Origin of the sequence: Variovorax ureilyticus (assembly GCF_037889935.1) — a bacterium.
GTDB lineage: Bacteria > Pseudomonadota > Gammaproteobacteria > Burkholderiales > Burkholderiaceae_C > Variovorax > Variovorax ureilyticus.
Map to the genome: position 1 here is coordinate 478,451 of NZ_JBBKZU010000003.1, position 26,029 is coordinate 504,479.

25 protein-coding genes, 1 pseudogene and 1 riboswitch are annotated in these 26,029 nt (G+C 66.6%); of the genes and pseudogenes, 14 read left to right on the top strand and 12 right to left on the bottom strand.

Features of this window, described 5'->3' with window-relative positions:
* Window positions 1-17: 17 nt before the first annotated feature.
* The 3 genes from WKW77_RS09765 to WKW77_RS09775 all read right to left on the bottom strand — a co-directional run bounded on the left by WKW77_RS09765 (window position 18) and on the right by WKW77_RS09775 (window position 2,936).
* Complete coding sequence (locus tag WKW77_RS09765; protein ID WP_340356644.1) at window positions 18-1,760, bottom strand: PhoH family protein; 1,743 nt, start codon at window positions 1,758-1,760, stop codon at window positions 18-20.
* A gap of 189 nt (window positions 1,761-1,949) precedes the next feature.
* The gene (locus WKW77_RS09770; protein ID WP_088957623.1) at window positions 1,950-2,426 is read right to left on the bottom strand and encodes a peroxiredoxin; all 477 of its coding nucleotides are present in this window, start codon (window positions 2,424-2,426) and stop codon (window positions 1,950-1,952) included.
* A gap of 123 nt (window positions 2,427-2,549) precedes the next feature.
* Window positions 2,550-2,936, bottom strand: a complete 387-nt coding sequence (locus WKW77_RS09775) for an Mth938-like domain-containing protein (RefSeq protein ID WP_340356645.1) — start codon at window positions 2,934-2,936, stop codon at window positions 2,550-2,552.
* 66 nt (window positions 2,937-3,002) lie between these two features.
* Between WKW77_RS09775 and WKW77_RS09780 the strand changes: the two genes are divergently transcribed.
* From WKW77_RS09780 to moaD, 6 genes are all read left to right on the top strand, one after another.
* Window positions 3,003-4,226 (top strand): pyridoxal phosphate-dependent aminotransferase, encoded by a 1,224-nt coding sequence (locus WKW77_RS09780; RefSeq protein ID WP_340356646.1) that lies wholly within the window; start codon window positions 3,003-3,005, stop codon window positions 4,224-4,226.
* Window positions 4,227-4,270: 44 nt separating this feature from the next.
* On the top strand, window positions 4,271-5,593 hold the full coding sequence (locus tag WKW77_RS09785) for a homoserine dehydrogenase (protein WP_340356647.1): 1,323 nt from the start codon (window positions 4,271-4,273) through the stop codon (window positions 5,591-5,593).
* On the top strand, window positions 5,593-7,008 hold the full coding sequence (gene thrC / locus WKW77_RS09790) for a threonine synthase (protein WP_340356648.1): 1,416 nt from the start codon (window positions 5,593-5,595) through the stop codon (window positions 7,006-7,008). Before WKW77_RS09785 ends, thrC begins: the two co-directional genes overlap by 1 nt.
* 123 nt (window positions 7,009-7,131) lie before the next feature.
* Window positions 7,132-7,677, top strand: coding sequence for a molybdopterin-guanine dinucleotide biosynthesis protein B (mobB, locus tag WKW77_RS09795; RefSeq protein WP_340356649.1), 546 nt, complete (start codon window positions 7,132-7,134; stop codon window positions 7,675-7,677).
* A gap of 161 nt (window positions 7,678-7,838) precedes the next feature.
* On the top strand, window positions 7,839-9,086 hold the full coding sequence (locus tag WKW77_RS09800; protein ID WP_340356650.1) for a molybdopterin molybdotransferase MoeA: 1,248 nt from the start codon (window positions 7,839-7,841) through the stop codon (window positions 9,084-9,086).
* A gap of 2 nt (window positions 9,087-9,088) precedes the next feature.
* Window positions 9,089-9,340, top strand: a complete 252-nt coding sequence (gene moaD, locus WKW77_RS09805; RefSeq protein WP_340356651.1) for a molybdopterin converting factor subunit 1 — start codon at window positions 9,089-9,091, stop codon at window positions 9,338-9,340.
* Here the strand turns inward: moaD and WKW77_RS09810 are convergent.
* A pseudogene (locus tag WKW77_RS09810) lies at window positions 9,327-9,917 on the bottom strand (dihydrodipicolinate synthase family protein); the annotation flags it as partial. The gene moaD and the pseudogene WKW77_RS09810 overlap by 14 nt on opposite strands.
* A 207-nt stretch (window positions 9,918-10,124) precedes the next feature.
* Between WKW77_RS09810 and WKW77_RS09815 the strand changes: the two are divergent.
* Window positions 10,125-10,601 carry a molybdenum cofactor biosynthesis protein MoaE gene (locus WKW77_RS09815; RefSeq protein WP_340356722.1) on the top strand — a complete coding sequence of 159 codons (477 nt, stop codon included), beginning with the start codon at window positions 10,125-10,127 and terminating at the stop codon, window positions 10,599-10,601.
* A 137-nt stretch (window positions 10,602-10,738) separates the two neighbouring features.
* On the opposite strand, the gene WKW77_RS09820 is transcribed toward WKW77_RS09815, so the two are convergent.
* Entirely contained in the window at window positions 10,739-11,731 is a 993-nt protein-coding gene (locus WKW77_RS09820; RefSeq protein ID WP_422823163.1) for a Bug family tripartite tricarboxylate transporter substrate binding protein, read from the bottom strand.
* Between the two features lie 89 nt (window positions 11,732-11,820).
* On the opposite strand from WKW77_RS09820, the gene clpB reads away from it, so the two are divergent.
* Genes clpB through arfB form a run of 3 tightly spaced genes read left to right on the top strand, consistent with a single transcriptional unit; the run spans window position 11,821 to window position 15,197 of the window.
* Window positions 11,821-14,442 carry an ATP-dependent chaperone ClpB gene (gene clpB, locus WKW77_RS09825; protein WP_340356652.1) on the top strand — a complete coding sequence of 874 codons (2,622 nt, stop codon included), beginning with the start codon at window positions 11,821-11,823 and terminating at the stop codon, window positions 14,440-14,442.
* Between the two features lie 5 nt (window positions 14,443-14,447).
* Complete coding sequence (locus tag WKW77_RS09830; RefSeq protein ID WP_340356653.1) at window positions 14,448-14,777, top strand: hypothetical protein; 330 nt, start codon at window positions 14,448-14,450, stop codon at window positions 14,775-14,777.
* A 12-nt stretch (window positions 14,778-14,789) separates the two neighbouring features.
* The gene (arfB, locus tag WKW77_RS09835; protein WP_340356654.1) at window positions 14,790-15,197 is read left to right on the top strand and encodes an alternative ribosome rescue aminoacyl-tRNA hydrolase ArfB; all 408 of its coding nucleotides are present in this window, start codon (window positions 14,790-14,792) and stop codon (window positions 15,195-15,197) included.
* Here the strand turns inward: arfB and WKW77_RS09840 are convergent.
* On the bottom strand, window positions 15,166-16,887 hold the full coding sequence (locus WKW77_RS09840; RefSeq protein WP_340356655.1) for a SulP family inorganic anion transporter: 1,722 nt from the start codon (window positions 16,885-16,887) through the stop codon (window positions 15,166-15,168). The genes arfB and WKW77_RS09840 overlap by 32 nt on opposite strands.
* Window positions 16,888-16,990: 103 nt before the next feature.
* Here WKW77_RS09840 and WKW77_RS09845 point away from each other — a divergent pair, with 103 nt between their 5' ends.
* The gene (locus tag WKW77_RS09845; protein WP_340356656.1) at window positions 16,991-18,385 is read left to right on the top strand and encodes a coniferyl aldehyde dehydrogenase; all 1,395 of its coding nucleotides are present in this window, start codon (window positions 16,991-16,993) and stop codon (window positions 18,383-18,385) included.
* On the opposite strand, the gene WKW77_RS09850 is transcribed toward WKW77_RS09845, so the two are convergent.
* The gene (locus tag WKW77_RS09850) at window positions 18,360-19,247 is read right to left on the bottom strand and encodes an AraC family transcriptional regulator (protein WP_340356657.1); all 888 of its coding nucleotides are present in this window, start codon (window positions 19,245-19,247) and stop codon (window positions 18,360-18,362) included. The two genes, WKW77_RS09845 and WKW77_RS09850, sit on opposite strands and share 26 nt — an antisense overlap.
* A 113-nt stretch (window positions 19,248-19,360) precedes the next feature.
* On the opposite strand from WKW77_RS09850, the gene WKW77_RS09855 reads away from it, so the two are divergent.
* Together WKW77_RS09855 and WKW77_RS09860 are read left to right on the top strand one after the other, a co-directional pair.
* The gene (locus WKW77_RS09855) at window positions 19,361-20,602 is read left to right on the top strand and encodes an MFS transporter (RefSeq protein WP_340356658.1); all 1,242 of its coding nucleotides are present in this window, start codon (window positions 19,361-19,363) and stop codon (window positions 20,600-20,602) included.
* A gap of 7 nt (window positions 20,603-20,609) precedes the next feature.
* Window positions 20,610-21,362: a sulfite exporter TauE/SafE family protein gene (locus WKW77_RS09860; RefSeq protein WP_340356659.1), complete on the top strand. Its 753-nt coding sequence runs from the start codon at window positions 20,610-20,612 to the stop codon at window positions 21,360-21,362.
* Here WKW77_RS09860 and arsC read toward each other — a convergent pair.
* The 4 genes from arsC to WKW77_RS09880 all read right to left on the bottom strand — a co-directional run bounded on the left by arsC (window position 21,254) and on the right by WKW77_RS09880 (window position 24,422).
* Window positions 21,254-21,736 (bottom strand): arsenate reductase (glutaredoxin), encoded by a 483-nt coding sequence (gene arsC / locus WKW77_RS09865; protein ID WP_340356660.1) that lies wholly within the window; start codon window positions 21,734-21,736, stop codon window positions 21,254-21,256. The genes WKW77_RS09860 and arsC overlap by 109 nt on opposite strands.
* Before the next feature lie 20 nt (window positions 21,737-21,756).
* A complete protein-coding gene (locus WKW77_RS09870) occupies window positions 21,757-22,434 on the bottom strand; it encodes a glutathione S-transferase family protein (RefSeq protein WP_340356661.1) in 678 nt (225 codons plus the stop codon).
* A 41-nt stretch (window positions 22,435-22,475) separates the two neighbouring features.
* Complete coding sequence (locus WKW77_RS09875) at window positions 22,476-22,988, bottom strand: 6,7-dimethyl-8-ribityllumazine synthase (protein ID WP_340356662.1); 513 nt, start codon at window positions 22,986-22,988, stop codon at window positions 22,476-22,478.
* Window positions 22,989-23,072: 84 nt separating this feature from the next.
* Window positions 23,073-23,230, bottom strand: a riboswitch (FMN riboswitch).
* Between the two features lie 100 nt (window positions 23,231-23,330).
* Window positions 23,331-24,422, bottom strand: a complete 1,092-nt coding sequence (locus tag WKW77_RS09880; RefSeq protein WP_340356663.1) for a DNA glycosylase AlkZ-like family protein — start codon at window positions 24,420-24,422, stop codon at window positions 23,331-23,333.
* A gap of 72 nt (window positions 24,423-24,494) precedes the next feature.
* Here WKW77_RS09880 and WKW77_RS09885 point away from each other — a divergent pair, with 72 nt between their 5' ends.
* Window positions 24,495-25,076 (top strand): hypothetical protein, encoded by a 582-nt coding sequence (locus tag WKW77_RS09885; RefSeq protein WP_340356664.1) that lies wholly within the window; start codon window positions 24,495-24,497, stop codon window positions 25,074-25,076.
* 6 nt (window positions 25,077-25,082) lie between these two features.
* Here WKW77_RS09885 and WKW77_RS09890 read toward each other — a convergent pair whose 3' ends face one another.
* The gene (locus tag WKW77_RS09890) at window positions 25,083-25,961 is read right to left on the bottom strand and encodes a sugar phosphate isomerase/epimerase family protein (protein WP_340356665.1); all 879 of its coding nucleotides are present in this window, start codon (window positions 25,959-25,961) and stop codon (window positions 25,083-25,085) included.
* Window positions 25,962-26,029: the final 68 nt, after the last annotated feature.

Below are 26,029 nucleotides of genomic sequence, written 5' to 3' on the forward strand. Positions count from 1 at the left end.
CGGCTGAGTTGCCGCAGCTAGAGCACGTCGCTGGCGAAGTCGGCCAGGCGCGAACGTTCGCCGCGCGCGAGCGTGATGTGGCCGCTGTGCGGCCAGCCCTTGAACTTGTCGACCGCGAAGGTCAGGCCGGACGAGCCCTCGGTCAGGTACGGGGTGTCGATCTGCGCCAGGTTGCCCATGCAGATGATCTTCGTGCCCGGGCCTGCCCGGGTGACCAGCGTCTTCATCTGCTTCGGCGTGAGATTCTGGGCCTCGTCGATGATCACGTACTTGTTCAGGAAGGTCCGTCCGCGCATGAAGTTCATGCTCTTGATCTTGATCTTGCTGCGGATGAGTTCGTTGGTCGCGGCGCGGCCCCATTCGCCGGCGCCTCCGCCGTCGCCCTTGGCCAGGAACTCGAGGTTGTCGTCGAGCGCACCCATCCATGGGCCCATCTTTTCTTCCTCGGTGCCGGGGAGGAATCCGATGTCTTCGCCGACGCTGACGGTCGCGCGGGTCATGATGATCTCGGTATAGCGTCGGTCGTCGAGGACTTGCGTCAGACCGGAGGCCAGCGCCATCAGCGTCTTGCCGGTGCCGGCGGTGCCGGTCAGCGTGACGAAGTCGATCTCGGGATCCATCAGCAGGTTCATCGCGAAGTTCTGTTCGCGATTGCGCGTGTTCACACCCCAGACGGCGTTCTTGACGGAGCCGTAGTCCTTGAGGGTCTTGAGCACCGCCGTCTTGTCGCGGATCTCCGTCACGCGGGCATACATGCTCGGCTCGCCGGGCGCTTCGAAATAGACGAACTGGTTGATGTAGAGGTTCGGCACGATCGGCCCGCTCACGCGGTAGAACGTGCTGCTGCCGCTCTGCCAGCTCTCCACGGTCTTGCTCTGGCGGGTCCAGAAGTCCGGCGGCAGCGCGAGCGAGCCGGAGTAGAGGAGGTCGCCGTCCTCCAGCGTCTTGTCGTTCTGGTAGTCGTCGGCATGCAGGCCGAGTGCGCGTGCCTTGACGCGCATGTTGATGTCCTTCGACACCAGCACGACGTCCCGCTTCGGCCTACCCGGCGCGTCTTTCGCGTTCAGGTCGCGCAGAGCTTGGACGACGCCCAGGATCTGGTTGTCGGCCTTGCCTTGCGGCAGGCTGGTCGGCAACGCATATTCGAGCGGCTCGGTCTGGAAGAAGAGTTTGCCGCCGGATTCGCGATGGCCGGTGGTATCCAGCTTCAGACCCTTGCCGATGTCGGCGCCCTGTGCGGCGGCCAGGGCGTCCAGCGTCCGGCTGGCCTGGCGACCGTTTCGCGCGACTTCGGTCGTGCCTTTCTTGTGCCCATCGAGTTCTTCAAGAACGATCATCGGCAGGAAGATGTCGTGCTCTTCGAAGCGGAAGAGGGACATCGGATCGTGCAGCAGCACATTGGTGTCGAGCACGAACAGCTTGGCCGGTCCGTTCGACTTGCTGCGCTTGGCGCGGGGCTGAGCCTGACGCACGGCCGCAGCAGACGTCTCTGCGACTTCCGAAGGGGCTTGAGACGGCGCCTTCGCAAGCGGGGCGGCAGCTTTCGCCTTGGGCGGGGGAAGGGTTTCGACACTTCCACCCGCTTCTGCATCGTGGCGATCGAACAGTTCGAGCGGCCGGGGCCCGGTCGTGCCGCCTTCTTCCGATTTCCGATCAGTGGAGCGGCGACCGCTTCGGCCCTGCGAAGGCCGGGCGGGCGCATCGTGCGCGCTCGGCGAAAGCATGGCGGCACGTTTCGTGGGGGCGGGGGGCAGGGGCATGGGTCGGTTCGCTCGCAAGAATGAAGGGGCCAGAAAGCGAAAAAGCCGCCTGAAGAACCTGGCGGCTTTGTTCGGTGGATGCGGTCGCGGAGCTCAACGGCATGGGGCCATTATGCACATCGCGTGTGTCACTACCTCTGTTCGTTGCGCGCCGCCAACGGGGACGCGCAAAACCTCACACTTGGTAAATCAGGCAGCCTTCTTGAGCGCCTTGACAGCTTTGAGTACTTCGTCGACGTGGCCTGGCACCTTGAGCCCGCGCCACTCGGCCTTGAGAACGCCATCCGCACCGATCAGGAAGGTGCTGCGCTCGATGCCCTTGACCTTCTTGCCGTACATGATCTTGTTCTTGACCACGCCGAACATGTGACACATCTTCTCTTCGGTGTCCGCAATCAGTTCGAAGGGGAGTTCGAGCTTGGCCTTGAATTCGTCATGCGACTTCATGTTGTCGCGAGACACGCCGAAGACCGTGGCGCCAGCCTTTTCGAAATCCTTGTAACGGTCGCGGAACTGCATGGCTTCGGTCGTGCAGCCGGGCGTGTTGTCCTTGGGATAGAAGTACATCACCAGGACTTGGCCGAGATGCGAGGTGTTCGAGACCTTCAGGCCGCCGGTAGCATTGGCGTCGAATTCGGGAATGGGTTTGTTGACAACGATCGCCATGAAACTTGTTTTCTCCGGTTTGATTCCATGCCCGAACGCGTCGAGTCCATGGAGGGGATTGGTCGTTGCTAGATGAGGGCGGGCCGCCGGCTTGCAACCCGCGATTTTACCTCGAAATGCCTCTTACTGCCCGCCCGGGGCCTCCTCAATAAGGAGGGCGGCCACCACGTGCCGGCCTTCGCTGGCGAGGATGTTGTAGGTGCGGCAGGCTGCCGCCGTGTCCATCGTCTCGACGCCGGTCCGCTGAGCCATGAGCGGCTGGAGCCAGACCGGCCTGGGAAAGCGGATGCGTGCGCCGCTGCCGAAAATGATGAGTTCGGCGCCCAGCGACGCCAGTTGCGCGAAGTGATCCGGCCCCAGTTCGTCGAAATGCGTGCACTTCCATAGGAAGCGCTCGCCGCGCGAGCCCACGACGACGCTGGATTCGACGCGTTCGTTGTTGATGGCAACCCAGCCCGGGCCATGCGCAGTGAGTGTCTGGACGTCGGATTTGTCGGGCTGGAGCTTCATCGGGAACGGCGGGGAACTGTGGTCAAATTATAGGTTTTCCCCTGCGCAGACCCCCTTGGAGGGACTTTGAAACCGCTCAAGAAATCGGCCAAGCTGGCCAACGTGCTCTACGACATCCGTGGCCCGATCATGGACGCCGCCAAGCAGATGGAGGAAGAGGGCCAGAAGATCATCAAGCTCAACATCGGCAATCTGGCCGTGTTCGGCTTCGATGCACCCGAAGAGGTCCAGCAGGACATGATCCGCAACCTGCCCGCCTCGGCCGGCTATTCGGACAGCAAGGGCATCTTCGCGGCGCGCAAGGCGGTGATGCACGAGACGCAGAAGCAGGGGATCGCAGGCGTCACGCTCGACGACATCTATCTGGGCAACGGCGCGAGCGAACTGATCGCGATGGCGACCAATGCGTTGCTCAACGACGGTGACGAGCTGTTGCTGCCGGCCCCCGACTATCCGCTGTGGACCGCTGTGGCCAGCCTCTCCGGCGGAAAGCCGGTTCACTACCTCTGCGACGAGGACAACGGCTGGATGCCCAACCTCGACGACATTCGCGCCAAGGTCACGCCGCGCACCAAGGGCATCGTCGTCATCAACCCCAACAACCCCACCGGGGCGCTCTATTCGGATGAGCTGCTCAAGGGCATCGTCGAGATCGCCCGGGAACACGGCCTCGTGATCTTCGCGGACGAGGTCTACGACAAGGTGCTCTACGACGGCGTCAAGCACACCGCCATCGCGAGCCTGTCGAAGGACGTGCTCACGCTCACCTTCAACTCGCTGTCCAAGAGCTATCGCTCGTGCGGATATCGCGCCGGTTGGCTGGTGGTGTCGGGCGACAAGAAGATGGCGCGCGACTACATCGAGGGGCTCAACATGCTCTCGAACATGCGCCTGTGCGCCAATGTGCCGGGCCAGTGGGCGATCCAGACCGCGCTCGGCGGCTACCAGAGCATCAACGAACTCGTGAGCCCCGGTGGCCGCCTTCGCCGCCAGCGAGACCTGGCCTACGAGCTCATCACGGCGATCCCGGGCGTGACCTGCGTCAAGCCGAGCGCCGCGCTCTACATGTTCCCCAAGCTCGATCCGAAGATCTATCCGATCGAGGATGACCGGCAGTTCTTCCTCGACCTGCTCAAGGAGACCAAGGTGATGCTGGTCCAGGGTACCGGCTTCAACTGGAAGACGCCCGACCACTTCCGCATTGTTTTCCTGCCCCACGAGGAGGATCTGCGCGAGGCGATCAGCCGCATTGCCGGCTTCCTCCAGCGCTACCGAAACCGGCTCGCCTGAACCTCCAGCCTTGCCCTCCCGCTTTCCCGCATTGAGACGAAATCATGAAACCCATCCAAGTTGGCCTGCTCGGCATCGGCACGGTCGGTAGCGGCACCTTCAAGGTGCTCCAGCGCAATCAGGAAGAGATCAAGCGCCGCGCCGGCCGCGGCATCGAGATCACCATGGTCGCCGACCTCGACACGGCACGCGCCAAGGCGGTTGTCGGCGACGGCGTGAAGGTCGTCGATGATGCGCGCGCGGTGATTGCCAATCCCGACATCGACATCGTGATCGAACTCATCGGCGGCTACGGCATCGCGAAGCAGCTCGTGCTCGAAGCCATCGCTGCGGGCAAACACGTGGTGACCGCCAACAAGGCGTTGCTCGCGGTCCACGGCACCGAGATCTTCGCGGCCGCGCATGCCAAGGGCGTCATGGTGGCGTTCGAAGCGGCAGTCGCCGGCGGCATCCCGATCATCAAGGCGCTGCGCGAAGGCCTTACCGCCAACAGCATCCAATGGATCGCCGGCATCATCAATGGCACCACCAACTTCATCCTGTCGGAGATGCGGGACAAGGGCCTCGACTTCGACACCGTGCTGAAGGAAGCGCAGCGCCTCGGCTATGCAGAGGCTGATCCGACCTTCGACATCGAAGGCGTCGATGCCGCGCACAAGGTCACGATCATGAGCGCCATCGCGTTCGGCATCCCGGTGCAGTTCGACAGGGCCCACGTCGAAGGCATCACGAAACTCGCCGCGCAGGACATCAAGTACGCCGAGCAGCTCGGCTATCGCATCAAGCTGCTGGGCGTGACCAAGCGCAAGGCCAACGGCATCGAACTGCGCGTGCATCCCTCGCTGGTGCCGTCGAAGCGCCTGCTGGCCAACGTCGAAGGCGCGATGAACGCGGTCGTGGTCAATGGCGATGCCGTCGGCACCACCCTCTATTACGGCAAAGGCGCGGGCAGCGAGCCGACCGCCAGCGCAGTCATCGCCGACCTGGTCGACATCGCGCGCCTGCACACCGCCGACGCTGCCCACCGTGTGCCGCACCTCGCATTCCATCCCGACGCGATGAGCGACCTCAAGGTCCTGCCGATGTCGGAAGTGGTGACGAGCTACTACCTGCGCATGCGCGTGGCCGACGAGGCGGGCGTGCTCGCCAAGGTCACCGGCCTGCTCGCGAGCGCCGGCATCAGCATCGACGCGGTGCTGCAGCGCGAAGCCGACGAAGTGGGCGGCGAAGGCTCGACTCAGACCGATCTCATCATCCTCACGCACGACACGCGCGAAGGCACGCTCGACGAGGTGCTTGCCCAGGTGCAGGCGCTGCCGACCGTGCTCGCCCCGATCGTGCGGATTCGCAAGGAAGAGTTGTCCTGATGCAGTACCTCTCCACGCGCGGCCATCCCGAACGCCGCCGCTTTTGCGAGATCCTGCTGGAAGGCCTCGCGCCCGATGGCGGCCTGTACCTGCCGGAGCACTATCCGAAGATCGACGCGGCCCAGCTCGCCAAGTGGCGTGGGCTGTCGTATGCCGAACTCGCCTTCGAGGTGCTCTCGCTTTACATCGACGACATTCCGGCTGCCGACCTGAAGGCGATCTGCGCGAAGACCTACACCGAGGAGGTGTTCGGCACGCCCGACATCGTGCCGCTGCGCGAGCTCGAAGACGGCGTCTACATCGAAGCCCTGTCCAATGGCCCGACGCTGGCCTTCAAGGACATGGCGATGCAGCTCCTCGGCAACCTGTTCGAGTACGAGCTCGGGCGGCGCGGCGAGCAGCTCAACATCCTCGGTGCGACCAGCGGCGACACCGGCAGTGCGGCCGAGTACGCCATGCGCGGCAAGAAGGGCGTGCGCGTCTTCATGACCTCGCCGGACGGGCGCATGAGCCCCTTCCAGCAGGCGCAGATGTTCAGCCTGCAGGACGAGAACATCCACAACATCGCCGTCGCGGGCGTCTTCGACGACTGCCAGGACATCGTCAAGGCGGTGTCCAACGATCTCGCGTTCAAGCGCAAGTACAAGATCGGCACGGTCAACTCGATCAACTGGGCGCGGCTGCTGGCGCAGGTGGTGTACTACTTCGCCGGCTACTTCCAGGCGACGGCGACCAACGACAAGCCGGTGAGTTTCACCGTGCCCTCGGGCAACTTCGGCAACGTCTGCGCGGGCCATGTGGCGCGCATGATGGGCCTGCCGATCCGCACGCTCGTGGTCGCGACGAACGAGAACGACGTGCTCGACGAGTTCTTCCGCACCGGCGTCTACCGGGTCCGTTCTGCGGCTGATACGCACGAGACCTCGAGCCCGTCGATGGATATCTCGAAGGCCAGCAATTTCGAGCGTTTCATCTTCGACCTGGTCGGGCGCGATGCCGCCAAGAGCCGCGGATTGTTCGAGGGCGAACTGGGTCGCACCGGCCAGTTCGATCTCAGCAGTGATCCCGTGTTTGCGAAGGCCGCGAGCGAATTCGGCTTCGCGAGCAGCCGCAGCACGCATGCCGACCGTCTTGCCACGATCCGCGACACCGACAAGCGCTTCGCGACCTTGATCGATACGCACACGGCCGACGGCCTGAAGGCCGCGCGCGAGCATCTCGTGCCGGGCGTGCCGATGATCGTTCTCGAAACCGCGCTGCCGATCAAGTTCGCCGAAACCATCGTCGAGGCGCTGGGCCATGAGCCGGATCGTCCCGCGCGCTTCCAGGGCATCGAGGAACTGCCCAAGCGGGTCGTCAAGCTCCCGGCCGACGTGGAGGCGGTCAAGGCTTACATCGCCAAGCATTGCGATTGAGATGAAACTGGCGCTGCCCAACTCGGGGCACCCGCGGAACCGGCTCGCCCGGGCTGCTGGGTGCGCCCCCGGAATGGGGGTCGGCGTAGCGGCACGAAGTGGGCGAGGCCTGGGGAAATTGTCATGAAGATCATCGGCTTCGCCGGCTTCTCCGGCGCGGGAAAGACGACGCTCGTCGAGCGCTTGATCCCCGTGCTCAAGCGGAGGGGCCAGCGCGTGTCGGTGGTCAAGCATGCGCACCACAAGTTCGACATCGACCATCCGGGCAAGGACACCTTCCGGCACCGCGAGGCCGGGGCCTTCGAAGTGGTGGTCGGCTCGGACAAGCGCCTGGCGCTCATCCGCGAGTTCGACGCGCCGACCCAGCTCGGCGTGCACGACCTGATCGCGGAACTCGACGCGGGTGTCGATTGGGTGCTGGTGGAAGGCTTCAAGCACAGCGATCTGTTCAAGCTCGAAGTGTGGCGCGCGCCTGCGGAAGCCGAGGATGCCCGGCCGGTGCGCTACACCGAGGACCACTTCATCGTCGGCATCGCCACCAACACCCCGCAGGACCTTCCGCAGGCCACCGAGCTGCCGATCTTTGACCTCGACGACGTCGATGGCATCGCCGAGTGGCTCCTGCTGCATGCCGAACGATTCGAATACAAGGTGAAGCACCATGGCTGAAGTGACACCCACCCCCGACTCTCGCCCACTTCGTGTGGCTCGCATCCCCCCTCAAGGGGGCGCACCCGGCGGCCCGGCGAAGCCGGTTCCGCGGGTGCCCTCGGCTCGGTTGCGCCGGTTTCGTGGGGTGCGGGTGGCGCGCAGCGTCATGGAGCACTGAGATGTCGACTGCTTCCTCACGCCCACCCCTCATGGCGCTCGATGAAGCGCTCTCGCGGCTGCTCGCTGCGGCTTCGCCCCAGCTCGGAACCGAAAGCGTGTCTACTTTCGAGGCCGATGGCCGAGTGCTCGCGCATGACGTGGTCTCGGGACTCACCGTGCCGCCGCGCGACAACAGCTCGATGGACGGCTATGCGGTTCGCGCTGCCGACTGCGCGACGGCCGGGGCGGTGCTGAGGGTGGCCCAGCGCATCCCGGCCGGCACCGTCGGCACGCCGCTCGCGGCCGGCACCGCGGCGCGGATCTTCACCGGCGCGCAGATTCCCGGAGGGGCGGATGCGGTCGTGATGCAGGAAGACACGCAGGCCATGCCCGAGGAAGGCGGCCTGGGCAGCGTGCGCATCGAGATCGCTCCGGCGACGGGGCAATGGATTCGCCGCGCCGGCGAGGACGTCGCCGCCGGCGACATCGTCCTGTCGAAGGGCGATCGGCTCACTCCCGCGGGTCTGGGCCTGGCGGCGAGCGTCGGTTTCGCGCGGCTCGAGGTGTCCAGGCGTCCGCGCGTCGCGCTGCTGTCGACCGGCGACGAACTCGTGATGCCCGGCGAGGTCGCTCCCGACGCGATGAAGCCGGGCTCGATCTACAACTCCAACCGCTTCTTCATGCGCGCGCTGCTCAAGCGCTTCGGCTGCGAGGTCAACGACCTCGGCATCGTTCCGGACCGCCGCGAGGCGACCATCGAGGCGCTGCGCGAAGCGTCGCGAAGCAACGACCTGATCATCACCACAGGCGGTGTCTCGGTCGGCGAGGAAGACCACATCAAGGCCGCCGTGCAGCATCTGGGCCAGCTCGAACTCTGGTCGCTGTCGATGAAGCCCGGCAAGCCGTTCGCGTACGGTCGTATCGGGGACGCGCACCTGACCGGCCTTCCCGGCAATCCGGTGTCGAGCTTCCTGACCTTCCTGCTGCTCGTGAGGCCCTTCCTGCTCACTCTGCAGGGTGCCGAGCGCGTCGCGATCGAGCCGGTGGCGATGCGTGCCGATTTCGATTGGCCGCGCGCCGATCGTCGTCGCGAGTTCCTGCGCGCACGCCGCAATGCGGCAGGCGGTCTGGACCTCTTTGGCAACCAGAGTTCGGGCGTACTGACGTCGACCGTCTGGGGCGACGGCGTGATCGACACGCCTGCCGGCCAGCCCTTCAAGGCCGGCGACATGGTGCAGTTCATCCCCTTCTCATCGTTGCTGGCCTGAGCATGAAGATCAACGTCCGCTATTTCGCCTCCGTGCGCGAAGCGCTCGGCACCGGCGCGGAGGCGATCGACACCTCGGCGCCCGACCTCGGCGCGCTGCGCGACGAACTGATCGCGCGCGGGGAACCGCACGCCAGTGCCCTGGCGCGAGGCCGTGCGGTGCGCATGGCGCTCGACCAGGTCATGAGCAACGAACAGGTCGCACTGCGCGAAGGCAGCGAGGTGGCCTTCTTTCCGCCTGTCACCGGCGGTTGATCGCCCCGTCGATCTCCAGCAGGCGATCCAGCAGGTTCGCCGGCGAGCGGGTCATCGGTGGCCGCAGTTCATTGGCAATCAGCCCATCGTGCGCGAGCAACGCCTTGATCGGGCCCGGGTTCGCATCGGCAAAAAGCGCCTCGATCAGCGGGAGCAGCGGCTGCCATAGGGCTCGTGCCTCCTTGAGCCTTTCTTCGCCCAGCAAGCGAAGCATGCCGACGAATCGCGAGGTCTGTACATGTGCGCTCGCGGCGATCGCGCCGGCGCCGCCTTCCGCGACCGTGCTGAACATCTGGGCATCCTCTCCCGCGAGCACCTGGAGCCGCCCGTCCGCGATGAGTTCGCGCGTCTTGGCCGCCTCGCCGCCGCAGTCCTTGATCGCTCGGATGCGCGGATGTGCGGCCAGTGAGAGCAGGGTCTCCCGCGCGATCGAAATGGCGGTGCGGTAGGGAATGTCGTAGACCACGATCGGAACGGCGCTGGCATCGGTGATCGCCACGAACCAGTCCCGGATCCCGCCCTGAGACGGTCGGATGTAGTTCGGCGCCGGAACGAGCAGCCCGGCGATATCGCGCTCGAATGCGCGCACACAACCGGTTGCAGCCTGAGCCTTGCGGGTCCCGTCGCTCATCCGACGACGGAACCGAAGCTCCGGTCAGATGAGCCTGGTTTTTTTGGATTTGCCTTGCAGACGCGCGCAGGCCGCGGCTTCGAACGAAGACTGGAGGCGTTGCGGAGCTGTGCAGGGCATCGCGCGAGTCTATCGCAGTGCCACAATCCCCGGATGACCGGTGAGCGCGTTTCGATTCAGACCGAAGACTTCGACCTGCAAAAGGAGATCGCTGCGCTGCGTGCCGGCGATCCGCGCGTCGGCGCCGTCTGCAGCTTCATCGGCACGGTGCGCGACCGCAACGACGGCAGCGACGTCGCGTCGATGGAACTCGAGCACTATTCCGGCATGACCGAGAAGGCGATCGAATCCATGATCGACGAGGCGCAACGCCGCTTCGATATCCTCGGCGCGCGCGTGATCCATCGTGTGGGCCTGTTGCAGCCGCAGGACCAGATCATGATGGTGGCCGTGACCTCCGCCCATCGCGGCGAGAGCTTCCAGGCCTGCGAGTTCCTGATGGACTACCTCAAGACCCAGGCCCCGTTCTGGAAAAAAGAGCAAACCCCCGAAGGCGCCCGCTGGGTAGATGCGCGAGTAGACGATGACGACGCCCTAGCCCGCTGGGGCATCCAAGCCAGCAACGCATAAAGAAGGAATGCGCCCGCGCGAGTCGCGCCACCCCTCGTGAAACACCGCGGAACCGGCTCCGCCGGGCCGCAGGTGTTGCCCCCCGGTAGGGGGGTGCCCGAGCCACACGCAGTGGGCGAGGCTGGGGGGCGAGCCAATCATTGCGGCTGGAAGCCGCTGGACTTGATGATCTGCGCCCAGGTTTGCGTGTAGCTGCGAACCGCCCCGGCGAACTGGCCTTGCGGCATGAAGCCGACGGTCAGGCCCATGGCGGTGAGGCGTTCCTTCACATCCGGCATCGCGAGCACCTTGGCGAGCGCGTTGCCGAAGCGGTCGATCGCTGGCTGCGGCGTACCGACCGGCGCGAAGACACCGTAGTAGGGCAGATCCTCCAGCCCCGAAAGACCCAGTTCCTCGAAGGTCGGCACCTGCGGCAGCACGGCCTGCCGCTTCGCGCCGATGACGGCCACGACCCGGATCTTGCCGGCCTTCTGGTTCTCGATGAAGTCGGGAATCGAGCCGATGCCCGCTGAAATCTGGTTGCCCAGCATGTCGGCCATCATCGGCGCGCTGCCCCGGTACGGCGCGGCCTGAAGGTCCAACTTGTACTTGGTGCCGATGAGCTTGACGAGGAATTCGGGGATCGACGCGGGCGCCGGCACGCCGATCGTGTCCTTGCCGCCGCGCTGGGTGCGCACCCAATTCACGTACTCGTTCATCGTCTTGGCCGGCGTGCCGCCCGAGACTGCCAGTGCGTTCGCGAAGGTAGCGAAGCCCGCGACGGGCACGAAGTCATGCTGCGGATCGAAGCCCGGGTTCTTCACCACCTGGGGCAGGATGGAAATCGTGTGGTCGTGCGTCAGGAAGAGCGTGTTGCCGTCCGCCGGCGAGGACTTGAGCACCTGCGCGGCGATCTGGCCGCCGGCGCCCGCCCGGTTGTCGACCAGGACCGGAGCACCCAATTGGTCCTTGAGCTTTTCACCCAACATGCGTGCAATGGCGTCGGTGCCGCCGCCAGCCGGGAATCCGACCAGGAGGCGGATCGGCGTCCCGCCCGGCTGCGCCAGTGCCACGCCTCCGGCGGCCAGCAGGCCGGCCGCGAAAAGGCCTTGCATCAGGCGCCTGGCGCCACCCCATGTTGACTTGAGCATCTATCGACTCCAAAGATTGCGATTGAAAAAATCCGGGCCGCCTTGATATCGACTCGGAACATCCCTATTTTGAATGCAGGAATCAAGCCATGCGTCAAGACAAACTCACCACCAAATTCCAGGAAGCCCTCGCCGATGCGCAATCGCTGGCATTGGGCAATGACAACGCCTACATCGAACCGGTCCATCTGCTGGTCGCCATGCTGCGCCAGGATGACGGCCCGCGCGCGTTGCTCGAGCGCGCCGGCACCAATGTGCCCGGATTGCTCCAGGCCGCCGAAGCAGCGATCAAGAAGCTGCCGCAGGTGCAGGGCCATGACCAGGTTCAGGTGAGTCCTGACCTGGGCAAGCTGCTGCAGGCGACCGAAAAGGAATCCATCAAGCGCAACGACCAGTTCATTGCGAGCGAACTCTTCCTGCTCGCGCTGGCCGACAGCAAAGCCGACATCGGCAATCTCGCGCGCAGCCACGGGGTCACGCGCAAGTCTCTCGAAGCGGCGATCGATGCGGTGCGTGGCGGGCAGGGCGTGAACAGCGCCGATGCCGAAGGTCAGCGCGAGGCGCTCAAGAAGTACTGCCTCGATCTCACCGAGCGCGCGCGCCTCGGCAAGCTCGACCCCGTCATCGGCCGCGACGAGGAAATCCGCCGTGCCATCCAGGTGCTGCAACGCCGCACCAAGAACAACCCGGTGCTCATCGGCGAACCCGGCGTGGGCAAGACCGCGATCGTCGAAGGCCTCGCGCAGCGTATCGTGGCGGGCGAGGTGCCCGACACGCTCAAGGGCAAGCGTGTGCTGTCGCTCGACATGGCGGCGCTGCTCGCCGGGGCGAAGTACCGCGGTGAGTTCGAAGAGCGCCTGAAGAGCGTGCTCAACGAACTCGCGAAGGACGAAGGCCAGACCATCGTCTTCATCGACGAACTGCACACCATGGTCGGCGCCGGCAAGGCCGAAGGCGCGATGGATGCGGGCAACATGCTCAAGCCCGCGCTGGCGCGCGGCGAACTGCACTGCGTCGGCGCGACCACGCTCGACGAATACCGCAAGTACATCGAGAAGGATGCCGCGCTTGAACGCCGCTTCCAGAAGATCCTCGTGGGCGAGCCGAGCGTGGAGGCGACCATCGCCATCCTGCGCGGCCTGAAGGAGAAATACGAGGTGCACCACGGTGTCGACATCACCGACCCGGCCATCGTGGCCGCGGCCGAGTTGTCCGACCGATACGTCACCGACCGCTTCCTGCCGGACAAGGCCATCGACCTCATCGACGAGGCCGCTGCGCGCATCAAGATCGAAATGGACTCGAAGCCCGAAGCCATCGACCGCCTCGACCGTCGCCTGATCCAGTTGCAGATCGAGCGCGAAGCGGTGCGCAAGGAAAAGGACGAGGCCTCGCAGAAGCGGCTCGGACTGATCGAGGACGAGATCAAGCGCCTGCAGAAGGAGATCGCCGACCTCGACGAGGTCTGGCAGGCCGAGAAGGCGCAGGCCCAGGGCAGCGCGCAGATCCGCGAAGAGATCGACAAGATCAAGTTCCAGATCGCCGAGTTCACGAGCAAGGGCGACTTCAACAAGGTCGCCGAGCTTCAATACGGCAAGCTCCCCGGGCTCGAAAAGCGCCTGAAGGAAGCGCAGGAGACCGAAGCGAGCAAGGGCAAGTCCAGCGCGCCCACGCTGCTGCGCACCCAGGTCGGCTCGGAGGAGATCGCCGAAGTGGTGTCGCGCGCAACCGGCATCCCGGTCAGCAAGCTCATGCAGGGCGAGCGCGACAAGCTGCTCATGATGGAAGACAAGCTGCACGAGCGCGTCGTCGGGCAGGATGAAGCGATCAGCGCGGTCGCGAATGCGATCCGCCGCTCGCGCTCGGGCCTCGCGGACCCGAACCGTCCAACCGGCTCGTTCCTGTTCCTCGGCCCGACGGGCGTGGGCAAGACCGAACTGTGCAAGGCGCTCGCGGGCTTCCTGTTCGACAGCGAGGATCACCTGATCCGGGTCGACATGAGCGAGTTCATGGAAAAGCATTCGGTCGCGCGGCTGATCGGTGCGCCGCCCGGCTACGTGGGCTACGAAGAGGGCGGCCACCTGACCGAAGCCGTGCGTCGCAAGCCTTACAGCGTGCTGCTGCTCGATGAAGTCGAGAAGGCGCACCCGGACGTCTTCAACGTGCTGCTGCAGGTGCTCGACGATGGCCGCCTGACGGATGGGCAGGGCCGCACCGTGAACTTCAAGAACACGGTGATCGTCATGACCAGCAACATCGGCTCGCCGATCATCCAGCAGATGGTCGGCCGGCCGACCGAGGAGATCAAGGAAGCGGTGTGGGGCGAGCTGAAGAACTACTTCCGGCCCGAGTTCCTGAACCGCATCGACGAGACGGTGGTGTTCCACGCGCTCGACGCGAAGAACATCGAGGCGATCGCATCGATCCAGCTCAAGGTGCTGCAGCAGCGGCTCGCGAAGATGGATCTGGCGCTCGACGTGTCGCCGGCGGCGCTGGCGGAGATCGCCAAGGTCGGATTCGACCCGGTGTTCGGCGCGCGGCCGCTCAAGCGGGCGATCCAGCAGCGCATCGAGAACCCGCTGTCGAAGCTGTTGCTGGACGGGACCTTCGGTCCGAAGGATACGATCGCGGTCACCACGGACCCGATCCAGGCGCCCGGCCAGTTCAGCTTTGAAAAGGCCGGGGAACCTGTGGCGAAGGCCGTGGCCTAAAGCCGATGGTGAATTTCCTCGTCCGACTGATTCTCTTCATGCTGGGGCTGGTCTTCGCGGCCAGCCTCGCCGTCGCCGTGCTGCTGCTGGCGGCCGTCTGGGGCCTGCGCTATGCATGGGCGCGGCTCACCGGCAAGCCGGTGACGCCGTGGGTCATGCGCTTCGATCCACGCAGCGGATTCGATCGATTCCGCTCGGCGGGACGGCCCGAGGAGCCGACGGCGGCGGACGTCGTCAGCGCCCGCGCGCGGGGACAGGCCACCGACAGCCCGGTGAGGCTCAACGATGCGGGCAGCATCACCGATGTTCCCGTGAAGCCGTCGCGCGGCGAATAAGTCGCTGCGCTCATGCTTCGGCCCGCGGTTCTCGTCGATCCTTCCGAGGTCGAATTCAGCGCCATCCGCGCGCAAGGCGCGGGCGGGCAGAACGTCAACAAGGTATCGAGCGCGGTGCACCTGCGCTTCGACATACCGGCCAGTTCATTGCCCGATGACGTCAAGGCGCGCTTGCTGAACTCGCGCGACAGCCGCATCACGCATGAAGGCGTGCTGGTCATCAAGGCGCAGCGACATCGCAGCCAGGACATGAATCGCGACGACGCGATGGCGCGGCTCCAGGACCTGGTCGATGCTGTGGCAACACCGCCGCGGGTGCGGCGCGCCACAAAGCCGAGCTATGCCGCAAGGCAGCGCCGGCTCGAAGGCAAGAGCCAGCGTGCTGAAATCAAGAACCTGCGGCGACAGGTTCGCGATTGAGTTCCTCGACGGGCGACGCGTCCCGCGCCGGACCGGTCGTCAGGGCCGCGAGCGCCTCGGCGTCGGTGCGATAGCTGAAAAGCATCGGGCCCGGCGACAGCAGGCCGGCCCGCTCCAGCACCTGTTGCGCCGGCAACTTGAGGCCCGAGACGTGCAGGCGCACGCCTTCCGATTCGAGGAGGCGGCGGATGCTGCCGAACACTTCCGCGCCTGTGATGTCGATCCGGTTGATCGGATAGGCGAACAGGCAGACGTCTGTCAGTTTTTGCCGGGCGAGCGCGACGCTGATGGCGCGTTCGAGCGTGCTGGCCGATGCGAAGTCCAACTCGGCATCCATGCGCAGCGCATAGAGGTGGGGGGCGAGCGGGGGCAGGTGCCACAGATGCCGGTCGCGCAGACTGCCATCCGGGTGCAGTCCCACTTCGATGATGCGCGGGTGCAGATGGCGGTACATGTAGTGCGCGAGCGCCGCGAGCAGCCCACCGAGCACGCCCCAGTAGATCGAAGGCGCGGTCGCGATGGTCAGGCCGAAGGTGCCGAGCGCGATGGCCGCTTCGATGCGCGAGATGCGCCACAGCGACACGAAGGCCGACGGCCGCAGGAGGCCGATGGTCGCCGTCGCCACGATCGACGCCAGCACTGCCTGCGGCACGTGATAGAGCAGCGGCATCGCCCACAGTAGCGCCGCCGCGACCACGGCCACGCTGAACAGCGTCGACCATTGCGATTTGGCGCCCGCGTACAGCGTGATCGCCGAGCGAGAGAAGGACGAACTCGTCGGGAACGACCCGGTCAGGCCCGAGGCAATCTTGCCCAGCCCCTGTCCGATGAGGTCCTGGTTCTCGTTCCAGAGCTTGCCGGCGCGTGCGTTGTCCACCTTGGCGCTCGATGCGGTTTCCAGGAAGCTCACCAGCGTGACGAGAAACGCCGGCAGCAGCAGGTTGCCGAATCCGTCGAGCGACAACCAGCCGGGCCAGTAGAACGACGGCAGGCCCGAGGGCAGGGTGCCGATGACCGCCCCGCCGCGCAGTGCATAGCTGATGGCGCCGCTGATCACCGCCGAGGCCGCAACGAGCGCCATCGTCGTGGGAAAGCGCGGCGCCCACTTCTTGCCGAGCCACAGCGCCGCCATGCCGCCGAGGCCGAAAGCAATCGCGATGTAGTCGGGCGGCGGACCCTGCAGCAACTGGACGAAGCTGCGTCCGGTGAAGCCCAACAGCGCCGGCAGCTGCGACAGCGTGATGAGCACCGCCGCCCCCTGCGTGAACCCCATCAGCACCGGCGAATTGACCAGGCGAAGCAGCCAGCCGAAACGCGCCGCCCCGAGCACGACCTGCATGACCCCCGACAGCAGCGTCAGCCAGACGGCCAGCGCCACCCATTCGCTGCTGCCCCGGATCGCCAGCGGCGCGAGCGAGGCGCCCACCAGCAGGCTGGTCAGCGCCGTGGGGCCGACGGACAGGCGGGCCGAAGAACTGAAGAGCACCGCGATCAGCGCCGGGAAGAGCGCCGCGTACACGCCGGTGACCAGTGGCATGCCGGCCAGCGCGGCATAGGCCACGCCTTGGGGAATGACCATCAGCGCGACCGTGACGCCGGCCGAGGCCTCGTTGATGAGCAGCGCGCGATCCGGTCGCGGCCAGGCAAGGAAGGGAAGCCAGCGCGCGAGCTGGTCGCGGTTCAAGGTCATGGCCTCGGGGCGCAGAAGGTTGGGAAAGGCACCCGCCGATGATACGTACGCGGACGACCCGGCACTCAGCCTTTGCGGCTCGGATAGCGGCTAGATTGCGGGCATGACCGACCTGCAATCCCTTTTCGATCGCCAGCGCCGTGCGAGCCGTGAGACGCCCGACGTGCCGATCGCCACGCGCCTCGACCGGGTGCGACGCGTCGAGCGCCTGCTGGATGAGCACGGTGCCGCGATCGCTGCGGCGGTGGAGGCGGACTTCGGTGTCCGCTCGCCGGCGCTCACCGAAGTGGCCGACCTGATCGTGCTGCGCAGCCTGCTCTCGCAGCTGCTGCGGAATGCGAAGCGCTGGAGCCGGCCGGTGCGGGTTCGAACGCCGATCTACCTGCGGCCGGCGCGCGGGTGGGTGCAGCGACAGCCGCTCGGTGTCGTGGGCGTCATTTCGCCGTGGAACTACCCGCTGCAGCTCTCGCTCGGCCCGGCGGCCACGGCGCTGGCGGCGGGCAATCGGGTGCTGCTCAAGCCGAGCGAACTCACGCCGCGCACCTCTGCCCTCTTGGCCGAGCTGGTCGCCAGGACCTTCGGCGAGGACGAGTTCGCGGTCGTGCAGGGCGATGCCGATGTGGCTTCGCGATTCGCGGCCCTGCCGTTCGACCATCTGTTCTTCACCGGATCCACCGCCGTCGGCCGCAAGGTGGCGCAGGCGGCAGCGGCCAATCTCACGCCGACTACGCTGGAGCTGGGCGGCAAGTCGCCGTGCATCGTCGATGCGTCGGCCGACCTCGAGGAAGCGGCGTTGCGCATCGCACACGGCAAGCTGCTCAATGCGGGCCAGACCTGCATCGCGCCCGACTACGTGCTGCTGCCGAGCGGGCGCGAGGACGCCTTTGCGGAGGCCTGGCGACGCGCGGTCGCGCGGCTGTTTCCGCGTATCGACGGCAATCCGGACTACGCGGGAATCATCGGCGAGCGTCATCTCGCTCGGCTGCACCGGCTGCTGGACGAGGCGCGGGCACAGGGCGCGCGCATCGAGCGGTCGGGCGAGGCCGCGCCCGGAAGCCGCCAGTTCGGACCCGCGCTGGTCCTGGGCGCGCAACCGGGACTGAGCTTGCTCGAAGAGGAAATCTTCGGCCCGATCCTGCCGGTTCTGCCGTACGACGACAGCGCGCAGGCCGTCGCGTACATCAACGCGCGCCCGCGCCCGCTCGCCCTCTACTGGTTCGGCACCGACACCGCCGCGCGCGACCGCGTGCTCGCGCAGACGGTGAGCGGCGCGGTCACCGTCAACGACACGCTGATGCACATCGCGCACGAGGGGCTGCCGTTCGGCGGCGTCGGCGAGAGCGGCTGGGGCGCCTATCACGGGGAGACCGGCTTCCTGCGCTTCACGCAGCAGAAGCCGGTGCTGGTGCAGTCGCGCTGGGCGCTGGGCCCGATGCTCTATCCGCCGTACGGCGCGCGCCTGCAGCGCATGCTCAAGCTGCTGCGCTTGCTGGGTTGACGTCGTTCGCCGCGCGCCGCTTGTGCTGGAAGGCGGTCGGCGACTTGCCGGTCGCCGCCTTGAACATCGCGCAGAAGGCGCTGTCGGTGGCGTAGCCGCTGGCCGATGCGACCTGGCTCACCGCCATTCCGCGCGCCAGCAGCGGCAGCGCATGCGCGAGCACGGCCTGCTGCCGCCACTGTTGCCAGCTCATGCCGAGCTGGTCGCGGAACAGCCGTGCCACCGTGCGCTCGCTGGCACCGATCGACTCGGCGCGCTGCGCCAGCGTGGCGCGGCCGGCCGGGTTGCGCAGCAGCGCCTCGCACAACTGGCGCAGGCGCTTGTCGGCGGGCAGCGGCACGTCGATGCGGATCTGGGTCGCGCGCTCCAGCTCGTCGACCAGCAGCGGCGCGATCCAGCGCTCGCGCTGCGCCGCGTGCGGATCGGCGGGCGGCAAGCCGTCGGGCGTGGTGTCGAGCGCGAGCATGAGTGCGCGCAGCAGGGGGCTGATTTCCAGCACCTCGCACTTTTCCCATTGGGGCCCCAGCCAGCTGTGCAGGTAGACGGTCCGCAGCTCGGCGTCCTCGATCAGCGTGATGCTGTGGGACATGTTCGCGGGCACCCAGAGCGCGCGCGAGGGCGGCACGATGTAGCTGCCGTCCTCGGTGCTCAGGCGGATCACGCCGCGCGTCGAAAAAGTGAGCTGCGGCCAGGGATGCGTGTGCAACTCGACCAACGTGTCCGCTTTCAGGAAGTGTTCCTTGGCCCGCAGAGGCCGCAGCGCGTCAGGGGCGTAGAGGTGTGGTGTGAGGGGCCCCACGCTGTTGGTCGGCGCGGGATAGGGCGGCGTGGCGCGCCGGGCGGGCGTGTCGACGGGCGCCATGGATTGGGCGGCTGTGGACGGCATGGTTTCGACAAATGTTGTCTCTGTATCGCCATTCTGCCGCCGCCGCGCGGCTTAGGATCGATGCCCAACCGAGATTCTTGTAGCAATCCATGTCTTCCAACACCGCCACCGCCGGCACGCCCACGCTGGGCGCCGACGCCAAACTGATCGGTCTCGTCGGTTTGGCCCACGCCGTCAGCCATTTCAGCCAGCTCATCCTGCCGCCGCTGTTCCCGTGGCTGAAGGACGCCTTCAACGTGAGCTACACCGAGCTGGGCGCGGTGCTGACGGTGTTCTTCGTGGTCTCGTGCATGGTGCAGGCGGCATCCGGGTTCATCGTCGACAAGCTCGGGCCGCGTCCGGTGCTGTTCGTCGGCCTCTCGATGCTCGGTCTGGCGGGTTTCGGCTACGCGGCGGCGCAGAGCTACTGGATGCTGCTCGTCTGCGCCGTGGCTGCGGGCATCGGCAACGGTGTGTTCCATCCGGTCGACTACACGCTGTTCAACCGCAAGGTCGCGCCGACCCGGCTCGGCCACGCCTACAGCGTGCACGGCATCACCGGCAGTCTGGGCTGGGCGCTGGCGCCGGCTTTCGTGGTGCCCCTGGCCATGGCCTTCTCGTGGCGGGTTGCGCTGGCGGGTGCCGGCGCGGTCGCGGTGGTCGTGCTGCTGATCCTGTGGCTCAACCGCGAGGTGCTGTCGCTCGACAGCGCTGCGGTGCGCAAGGCCACCGGCACCGACGCGGCAGCGGGGAGCGAGTTCGCCTTCCTCAAGATCCCGGCCGTATGGATGTGCTTCGGATTTTTCTTCTTCTATGCGATGGCGCTGAGCGTGGTGCAGACCTTCGCGCCGGCCGCCGCCGGCCGGCTGCATGCGGTTCCCGTGACGCTGATCGCGATCTGCCTGACCGTCTACATGGTGGCGAGCGCCGCCGGGATGGTGGTCGGCGGCTTCCTCGCCTCGGACCCGTCGCGCTGCGAGCGCATCGTCGGTGCCGGCTTCGGCGTCGCGGCAGCCATCGCGCTGATCCTGGCGCTGGCGAACTTCATGCCGGTGCTGGTGCCGGTGATGTTCGGCGCCATGGGCTTCGCGGCCGGCATCGCGGGCCCTTCTCGCGACCTGCTGGTCAAGCGCTCGACGCCGGCCAATGCATCGGGGCGCGTTTACGGCGTGGTCTACGCGGGGCTCGATATCGGCCAGGCGATCGCGCCGCTGATCTTCGGCCGGCTCATGGACCACGGCCAGTACACGAGCGTGCTGGTCGGCCTCGCCGTGGTGCAGGGCGTGTTGATCGTGAGCGCATTCAACGTGCGCCGCGCCCGCCGCGAATCGCTGGTCCCGGCTTCCGCCTGAAGCCGGCTTGACCGTCTCGCTCTACCTGATCGTCGCGCTCGGGGCGATCGTCGCCGGCTTCGTGCAGGGGCTCTCCGGCTTCGCGTTCGGGCTGGTTGCGATGTCTTTCTGGGCCTGGACAGTCGATCCGAAACTGGCGGCGGTGCTGTCCACCTTCGGCGCACTCACCGGACAGGTCATCGCGGCGTTCACCGCACGGCGCCGGTTCGACAAGGCGCTGCTAGCGCCCTTTGTCATCGGTGGGCTGGTCGGCCTGCCGGTCGGCGTCTGGCTGTTGCCGCGCCTTGACGTGCCGATCTTCAAGGCCTGCCTCGGCGGCTTGCTGCTGATCTGGTGCCCGACCATGCTGATGGCGCGCAACCTGCCACGCGTCACGGCGGGCGGACGTGCGGCCGATGCGATCGCCGGATGGCTCGGTGGCATCTGCGGCGGCATCGGCGGCTTCACCGGGCCGATCCCTACGCTCTGGTGCACCTTGCGCGGATTCGAGAAGGACGTGCAGCGCGAAGTGATCCAGAACTTCAACCTCTCGATGCTCGCGGTCGCGTTTTCGCTGTATGTGAGCTCGGGGCTGGTAAGTCTCAGCATGTTGCCGATGCTCGGCCTCGTTGCGCTGGCGGTGCTGGTGCCCGTGCTGGTTGGTGCCCGGCTCTACGTCGGCATCAGCCACGAGGCGTTTCGCAAGATCGTGCTCGGCCTGCTGACGGCTTCCGGCATCGCGCTTCTGGCGTCATCGGTGCCGGTGCTGCTGGCGCGGTGAGATTGCTTTTTCGGCAGGATCTCGAGCACCCGATCCATCGGCCGGCACAAGCGAGTGCCCAGAGGTGTCTCGACGATCGGACGGTTCATCAGAATGGGGTGCTCCTCGATGAAATCGAGCAACTGGTCGTCGGTCCACTTCGGATCGCCAAGGCCGAGTTCGTCGTAGGGCGTGCCCTTCTGGCGCAGCACGTCGCGCACCGGGACGCCCATCGCCTTGACGAGCGATTTCAGTTTGGCCTTGGTCGGCGGCGTCTTGAGGTATTCGACCACTTGCGGCTCGATGCCGTGTTCGCGGATGAGCGCGAGCGTGTTGCGCGACGTGCCGCACGCGGGGTTGTGGAAGATCGTGACGGAGGAGGTTTCGTTTGCCATCCGGCGATTGTCCCCCGTGCTCAGGCAGTCTCGGGGCCTTCCCATCCCGGAGTGAACGGAAACCGCGCCGCCCAGAAGTCGGCCAGGCGCGGCTCGGCATCGACGCGCCGGACCACCTCGGCCATGCGCGGGGCTTCGCGATAGAAGCGGTGACGCCCGGGCGTCCAGCGCGAGACCACTGCTACGTAGAGGTCCAGCACGCCCAGCTTGGCGCCCAGCAGATAGGGCGTGCCGCGCGGCACCTGCGCGTCCATCATCCGCCAGCATTCGGCGATGCGTTCGCGCGTGCGTTCGAGGATCACCTTCTCCGACTCCGCATCGGCCGCGAGCCGCGAAGGTTCGTCGCGCACCCAGTACATCGAATAGATGGAAGAAGGCACATACGCCATCCACCGGAGGTACTGCGCGCGCAAAGGATGATCCGCGGGCGGAGCGAGCGCCGCTTCCGGATGCCGCTCGGCAAGCCACATCAGGATCGCCGCGCTCTCCGTGATGACTTCGCCCGACGGCAGCACCAGCACGGGCGCCTGCCGCATCGGATTGACGTGCGCGAGCTTGTCGCGCTCTGCTTCGCCTTTCCACGGCGCGACGTCCACCGTCTCGATCGGGATGCCGATCAGCGTCAGGGCGGCATGCACCGGCGTCGCGCCCGAACCGGGCGCGCCATAAAGGACGTAGCGCTTGGCGTGGTCGTTCATCGCCACAGCCTACACCCGTGGGCGGGAACGACGAAGACCGCTCAGGCGGTGAGGATCGCGTCCAGCCGCCGCAGGCCTTCGATCGTCTTCACGCAGGCTTCGGCCGCCTCGGTGCCCTTCACCGCGAAGTGGCGGTGGAAGTACTTGCGATGCTCCACATGCTCGTGGAAGTGGTGCGGCGTGAGCACGGCCGACAGCACCGGCACATTGGTTTCGAGCTGCACCGTCATGAGCGCATTGACCACCGTGTTGGCGACGAATTCATGGCGGTAGATCCCGCCGTCGACCACCAGTGCCGCGCCGACGATCGCCGCATAGCGGCCCGACAGGGCGAGCCGCTTGGCGTGCAGCGGAATCTCGAATGCGCCGGGCACGTCGAAGACGTCGATGGTGTCCAGCGGCACGCCTTGCCGCTTCATTTCCGCGAGGAAGGCGTCGCGCGCCTGATGGACGATGTCCGAATGCCATTGCGCCTGGACGAAGGCGACGCGGCGGCCGCGCGGTGCTTCGGATGCTGCGACGGCGGAGAGGGGAAGGTCGTTGATCTGACTCATGGTTTGCCTTTGAAGGGTTTGCCTGAATCAGGGCGCACGAAGCCGGCGCCGGAACGCACGCGAACGCGCCCACCGGCAACGGCATCGCGCTCTCTTTCATCCGGACTGTGACCGTCGGCCCCGGAATCGCACCGGGTCTGCTGACCCCGCAACGCATTGCGCGCTGCGGGCGCTCGCGGGCTCGTGCGGCTTTCGCCGCCATCACCGCCGGTGGGGAATTTCGCCCCGCCCTGAGAACGCTTGCTCCGGCCTGGGCCGGAGCATCGGCGATTCTAGGGAAGTGGCGCGGGCGGCGCTGTCACGCAGGAGGCAAGACCCCGCACTCGCCGCGGACGACCTGGATCAGCGGGGGGCGAGAAACTCGTTCAAGCGATGCAACTCGTCGTCGAGCGCCGCGCGGAAGGCGGCGCCTGCGGGTGCCCGGTCCACGTAGCCCAATACAGGTTGGAGCCGGCCATCTCGCGTCGTGACATTCGCCCAGCCGATCACGCGGTCATGCCACAGCATCGGCAGTGCGTAGTAACCGAACTGCCGCTTCGGCGCGGGCGTGTAGGCCTCGAACTTGTACGTCCAGCCCCACAGCAGCTCGAAGCGGCGGCGGTCCCACACCACCGGGTCGAAAGGCGCGAGCAGGCGCAGCGAATCGTCGGGCGCATGGCGGCGCGATGCCGGGCTTTCGTCCGCCGGCCAGTACCAGGTCGTGCCGTCGATGCGGCAACTCGCGAGTTCTTCACGCGCCATCCGCAACGCGGCCTGCGTCTGCGCGGCGAGGTGCGGTGCGCCGTAGCCGAGCAGGCGGATCAGGTAGGTCAGGCTCGCAGCGGGCAACGGCGCGTACTTGCGCACCACCAGATCGACCAGCGCGGCGGCGCGCCGCGCGCGCTCGGCGGGGCTGTCGTCGACTGGGGGATGCGTCACGGCCTCGTAGATGCGCGTGCCGCTCTCGCGGCGCTTCACGCGCAGCAGGCCCCGGTAGTGCATGCCGTCGAGCAGATGCGTGCTGGCATTGCCCGATCCGCCCCAATAGTTCTTCATGCGGCCGTGCGCAAAATGCGCATCGACCTCGCGCGGATGCACCGATCCGCGCTCGCGCACGAAGGCCAGGACTTCTTCCGCCTTGCGCTGCATTTCGGCGTCCCACGCGCGCACGGCTTCGCGCGGATGCATAAGGGCCAGATGCTCCCTTGGCAGGAAGCCGTAGTTGACGAGGCAGTCCTCCTCGACCGCGAGCCGCGTATAGCGGCTTTCCAGATCGCCGGCGCGATAGTCCTTGACGCGATGGCGCAGCGTCAGGTCCTGCGCCCGCGCAGGGGCGCGGATCGGGTCGGCCTGTACGAAACCCAACCGCCGGATCGCGGCCGGCAAAGTGGTCGGCGTGAAGAGGGTGCGTGCGACCGCGTAGCGGCGCAGGGCATCCAGTGTGGGGTTGGGCATGCGGACAATTGCAGCATAGTGTCGGGCGATCGGGATCGAATGGGGATGTCGGCCCTGCCGGGATGCTGCTCAATGAAGGACGCCGAACCAAAGATGAAATTGATCGATGAATTCCTGCCAGTCTTTCAGTTCCGCGAGCGGCACGAGTTGATCGCCAAGGCGACGCCCGCGGCGTTGCTGAATGCCGTATTTCTTCCGCGGGTGACGGAAGACCCTTGGGCGCGGATCTTCATTCGTCTGCGCGAGGCGCCGGATCGATGGCTCCGTGCGCGCAGCAGCCTGGCCGGGCGCCCCGGCTTCGGCATCGATGACTTCATGATCCTCGGACGCGACGCCGATCGCGAGATCGCCTTCGGACTGGTGGGGCGCTTCTGGCAGCGCGACTATGGTCTGGTTGCGCTGGCCCACCCGAAGCTGGAATTCGCGGGCTTTTCCGAGCCGGGTCTGGCCAAGCTCGTGCTGAACCTCAGCACGGAGCCACTGGCGGATGGACGCACGCGGCTCGTGACTGAAACCCGCGTGCACTGCATCGACGGCAGCGCGATGCGTCGGTTCGCGCCGTACTGGTGGCTGATCCGTCCAGTCAGCGCCTTGATCCGGCGCCGTCTCCTGGCCCGGATCCGCGACGCGGCCGTGCGAACGCATCATCGATGACGCTGCTCAAACGACGGTGCGATGGCGCTCGATGCAAATGTCCAGCGTCTCCTCTCCTGCACGCTTCCACCAGTCGAAGACCGAGAAGATCTCGACTTCGCTGAAGCCGGCGAAGCCCGCGCCCTCGACCCAGCCACGCACCTTCTTCAGCTCGACCACCCCGTCGCCCATCATCCCGCGATCGGAGAGCAGGTCTCGCGTGGGCGTGAGCCAGTCGCAGACGTGATACGCCAAGAGGCGCTCCTTGCCGGCGCGTGCGATCTGCTGTTGCAGCTTCGGGTCCCACCACACGTGGTAGATGTCGAGCGCGACACCGAGCATGCCTGACCGAGATGGATCGAGTTCGTCGCACAGGTCCAGCGCGTGTTCGAGCGTGTTGATGCAGGCGCGGTCGGCCGCCTGCATCGGATGCAGCGGCTCGATGGCCAGCGGCAGGCCGACCTGCCCGGCGTATTCCAACGAGGCCGCGATGCCATCGCGGACCTCGCCGCGCGCACGGCCGATGTCCTTGTAGAGCGCCTTGCCGTCCAGCGCGCCCGGCAGTGCGCCGACGACCAGCACGAGGCACGGGGCGCCCAGCAGCTTCGCCTCGTCGATCGCGCGCCGGTTGTCGTCGAGCGCGGCTTGCAGTCCGGCCGCATCGGGCGCAGGGAAGAAGCCGCCGCGGCAGTAGCCCGACAGCCCGATACCGTGGGCCTTCAGTTGCCTGGCAATCTTGTCGATGCCCACTGCCGCGACCTGATCGCGCCACGGGCTGATCGCGCGGATGCCGCGTTCGGCGCACTGGTCGATGATGCGGTCCAGGGGCACTTCCGCGCCGTGCTGCTTGCGGATCGTGGCGGTGTTGATCGACAGCCACTCGTGGCCTTTCGAGAAGTCGCGCATGATCATTGCCCGCCCGGCCGCCCGAAGGGCACTGAGCGCCCCCTTGGGGGGCAGCGATACACGAAGTG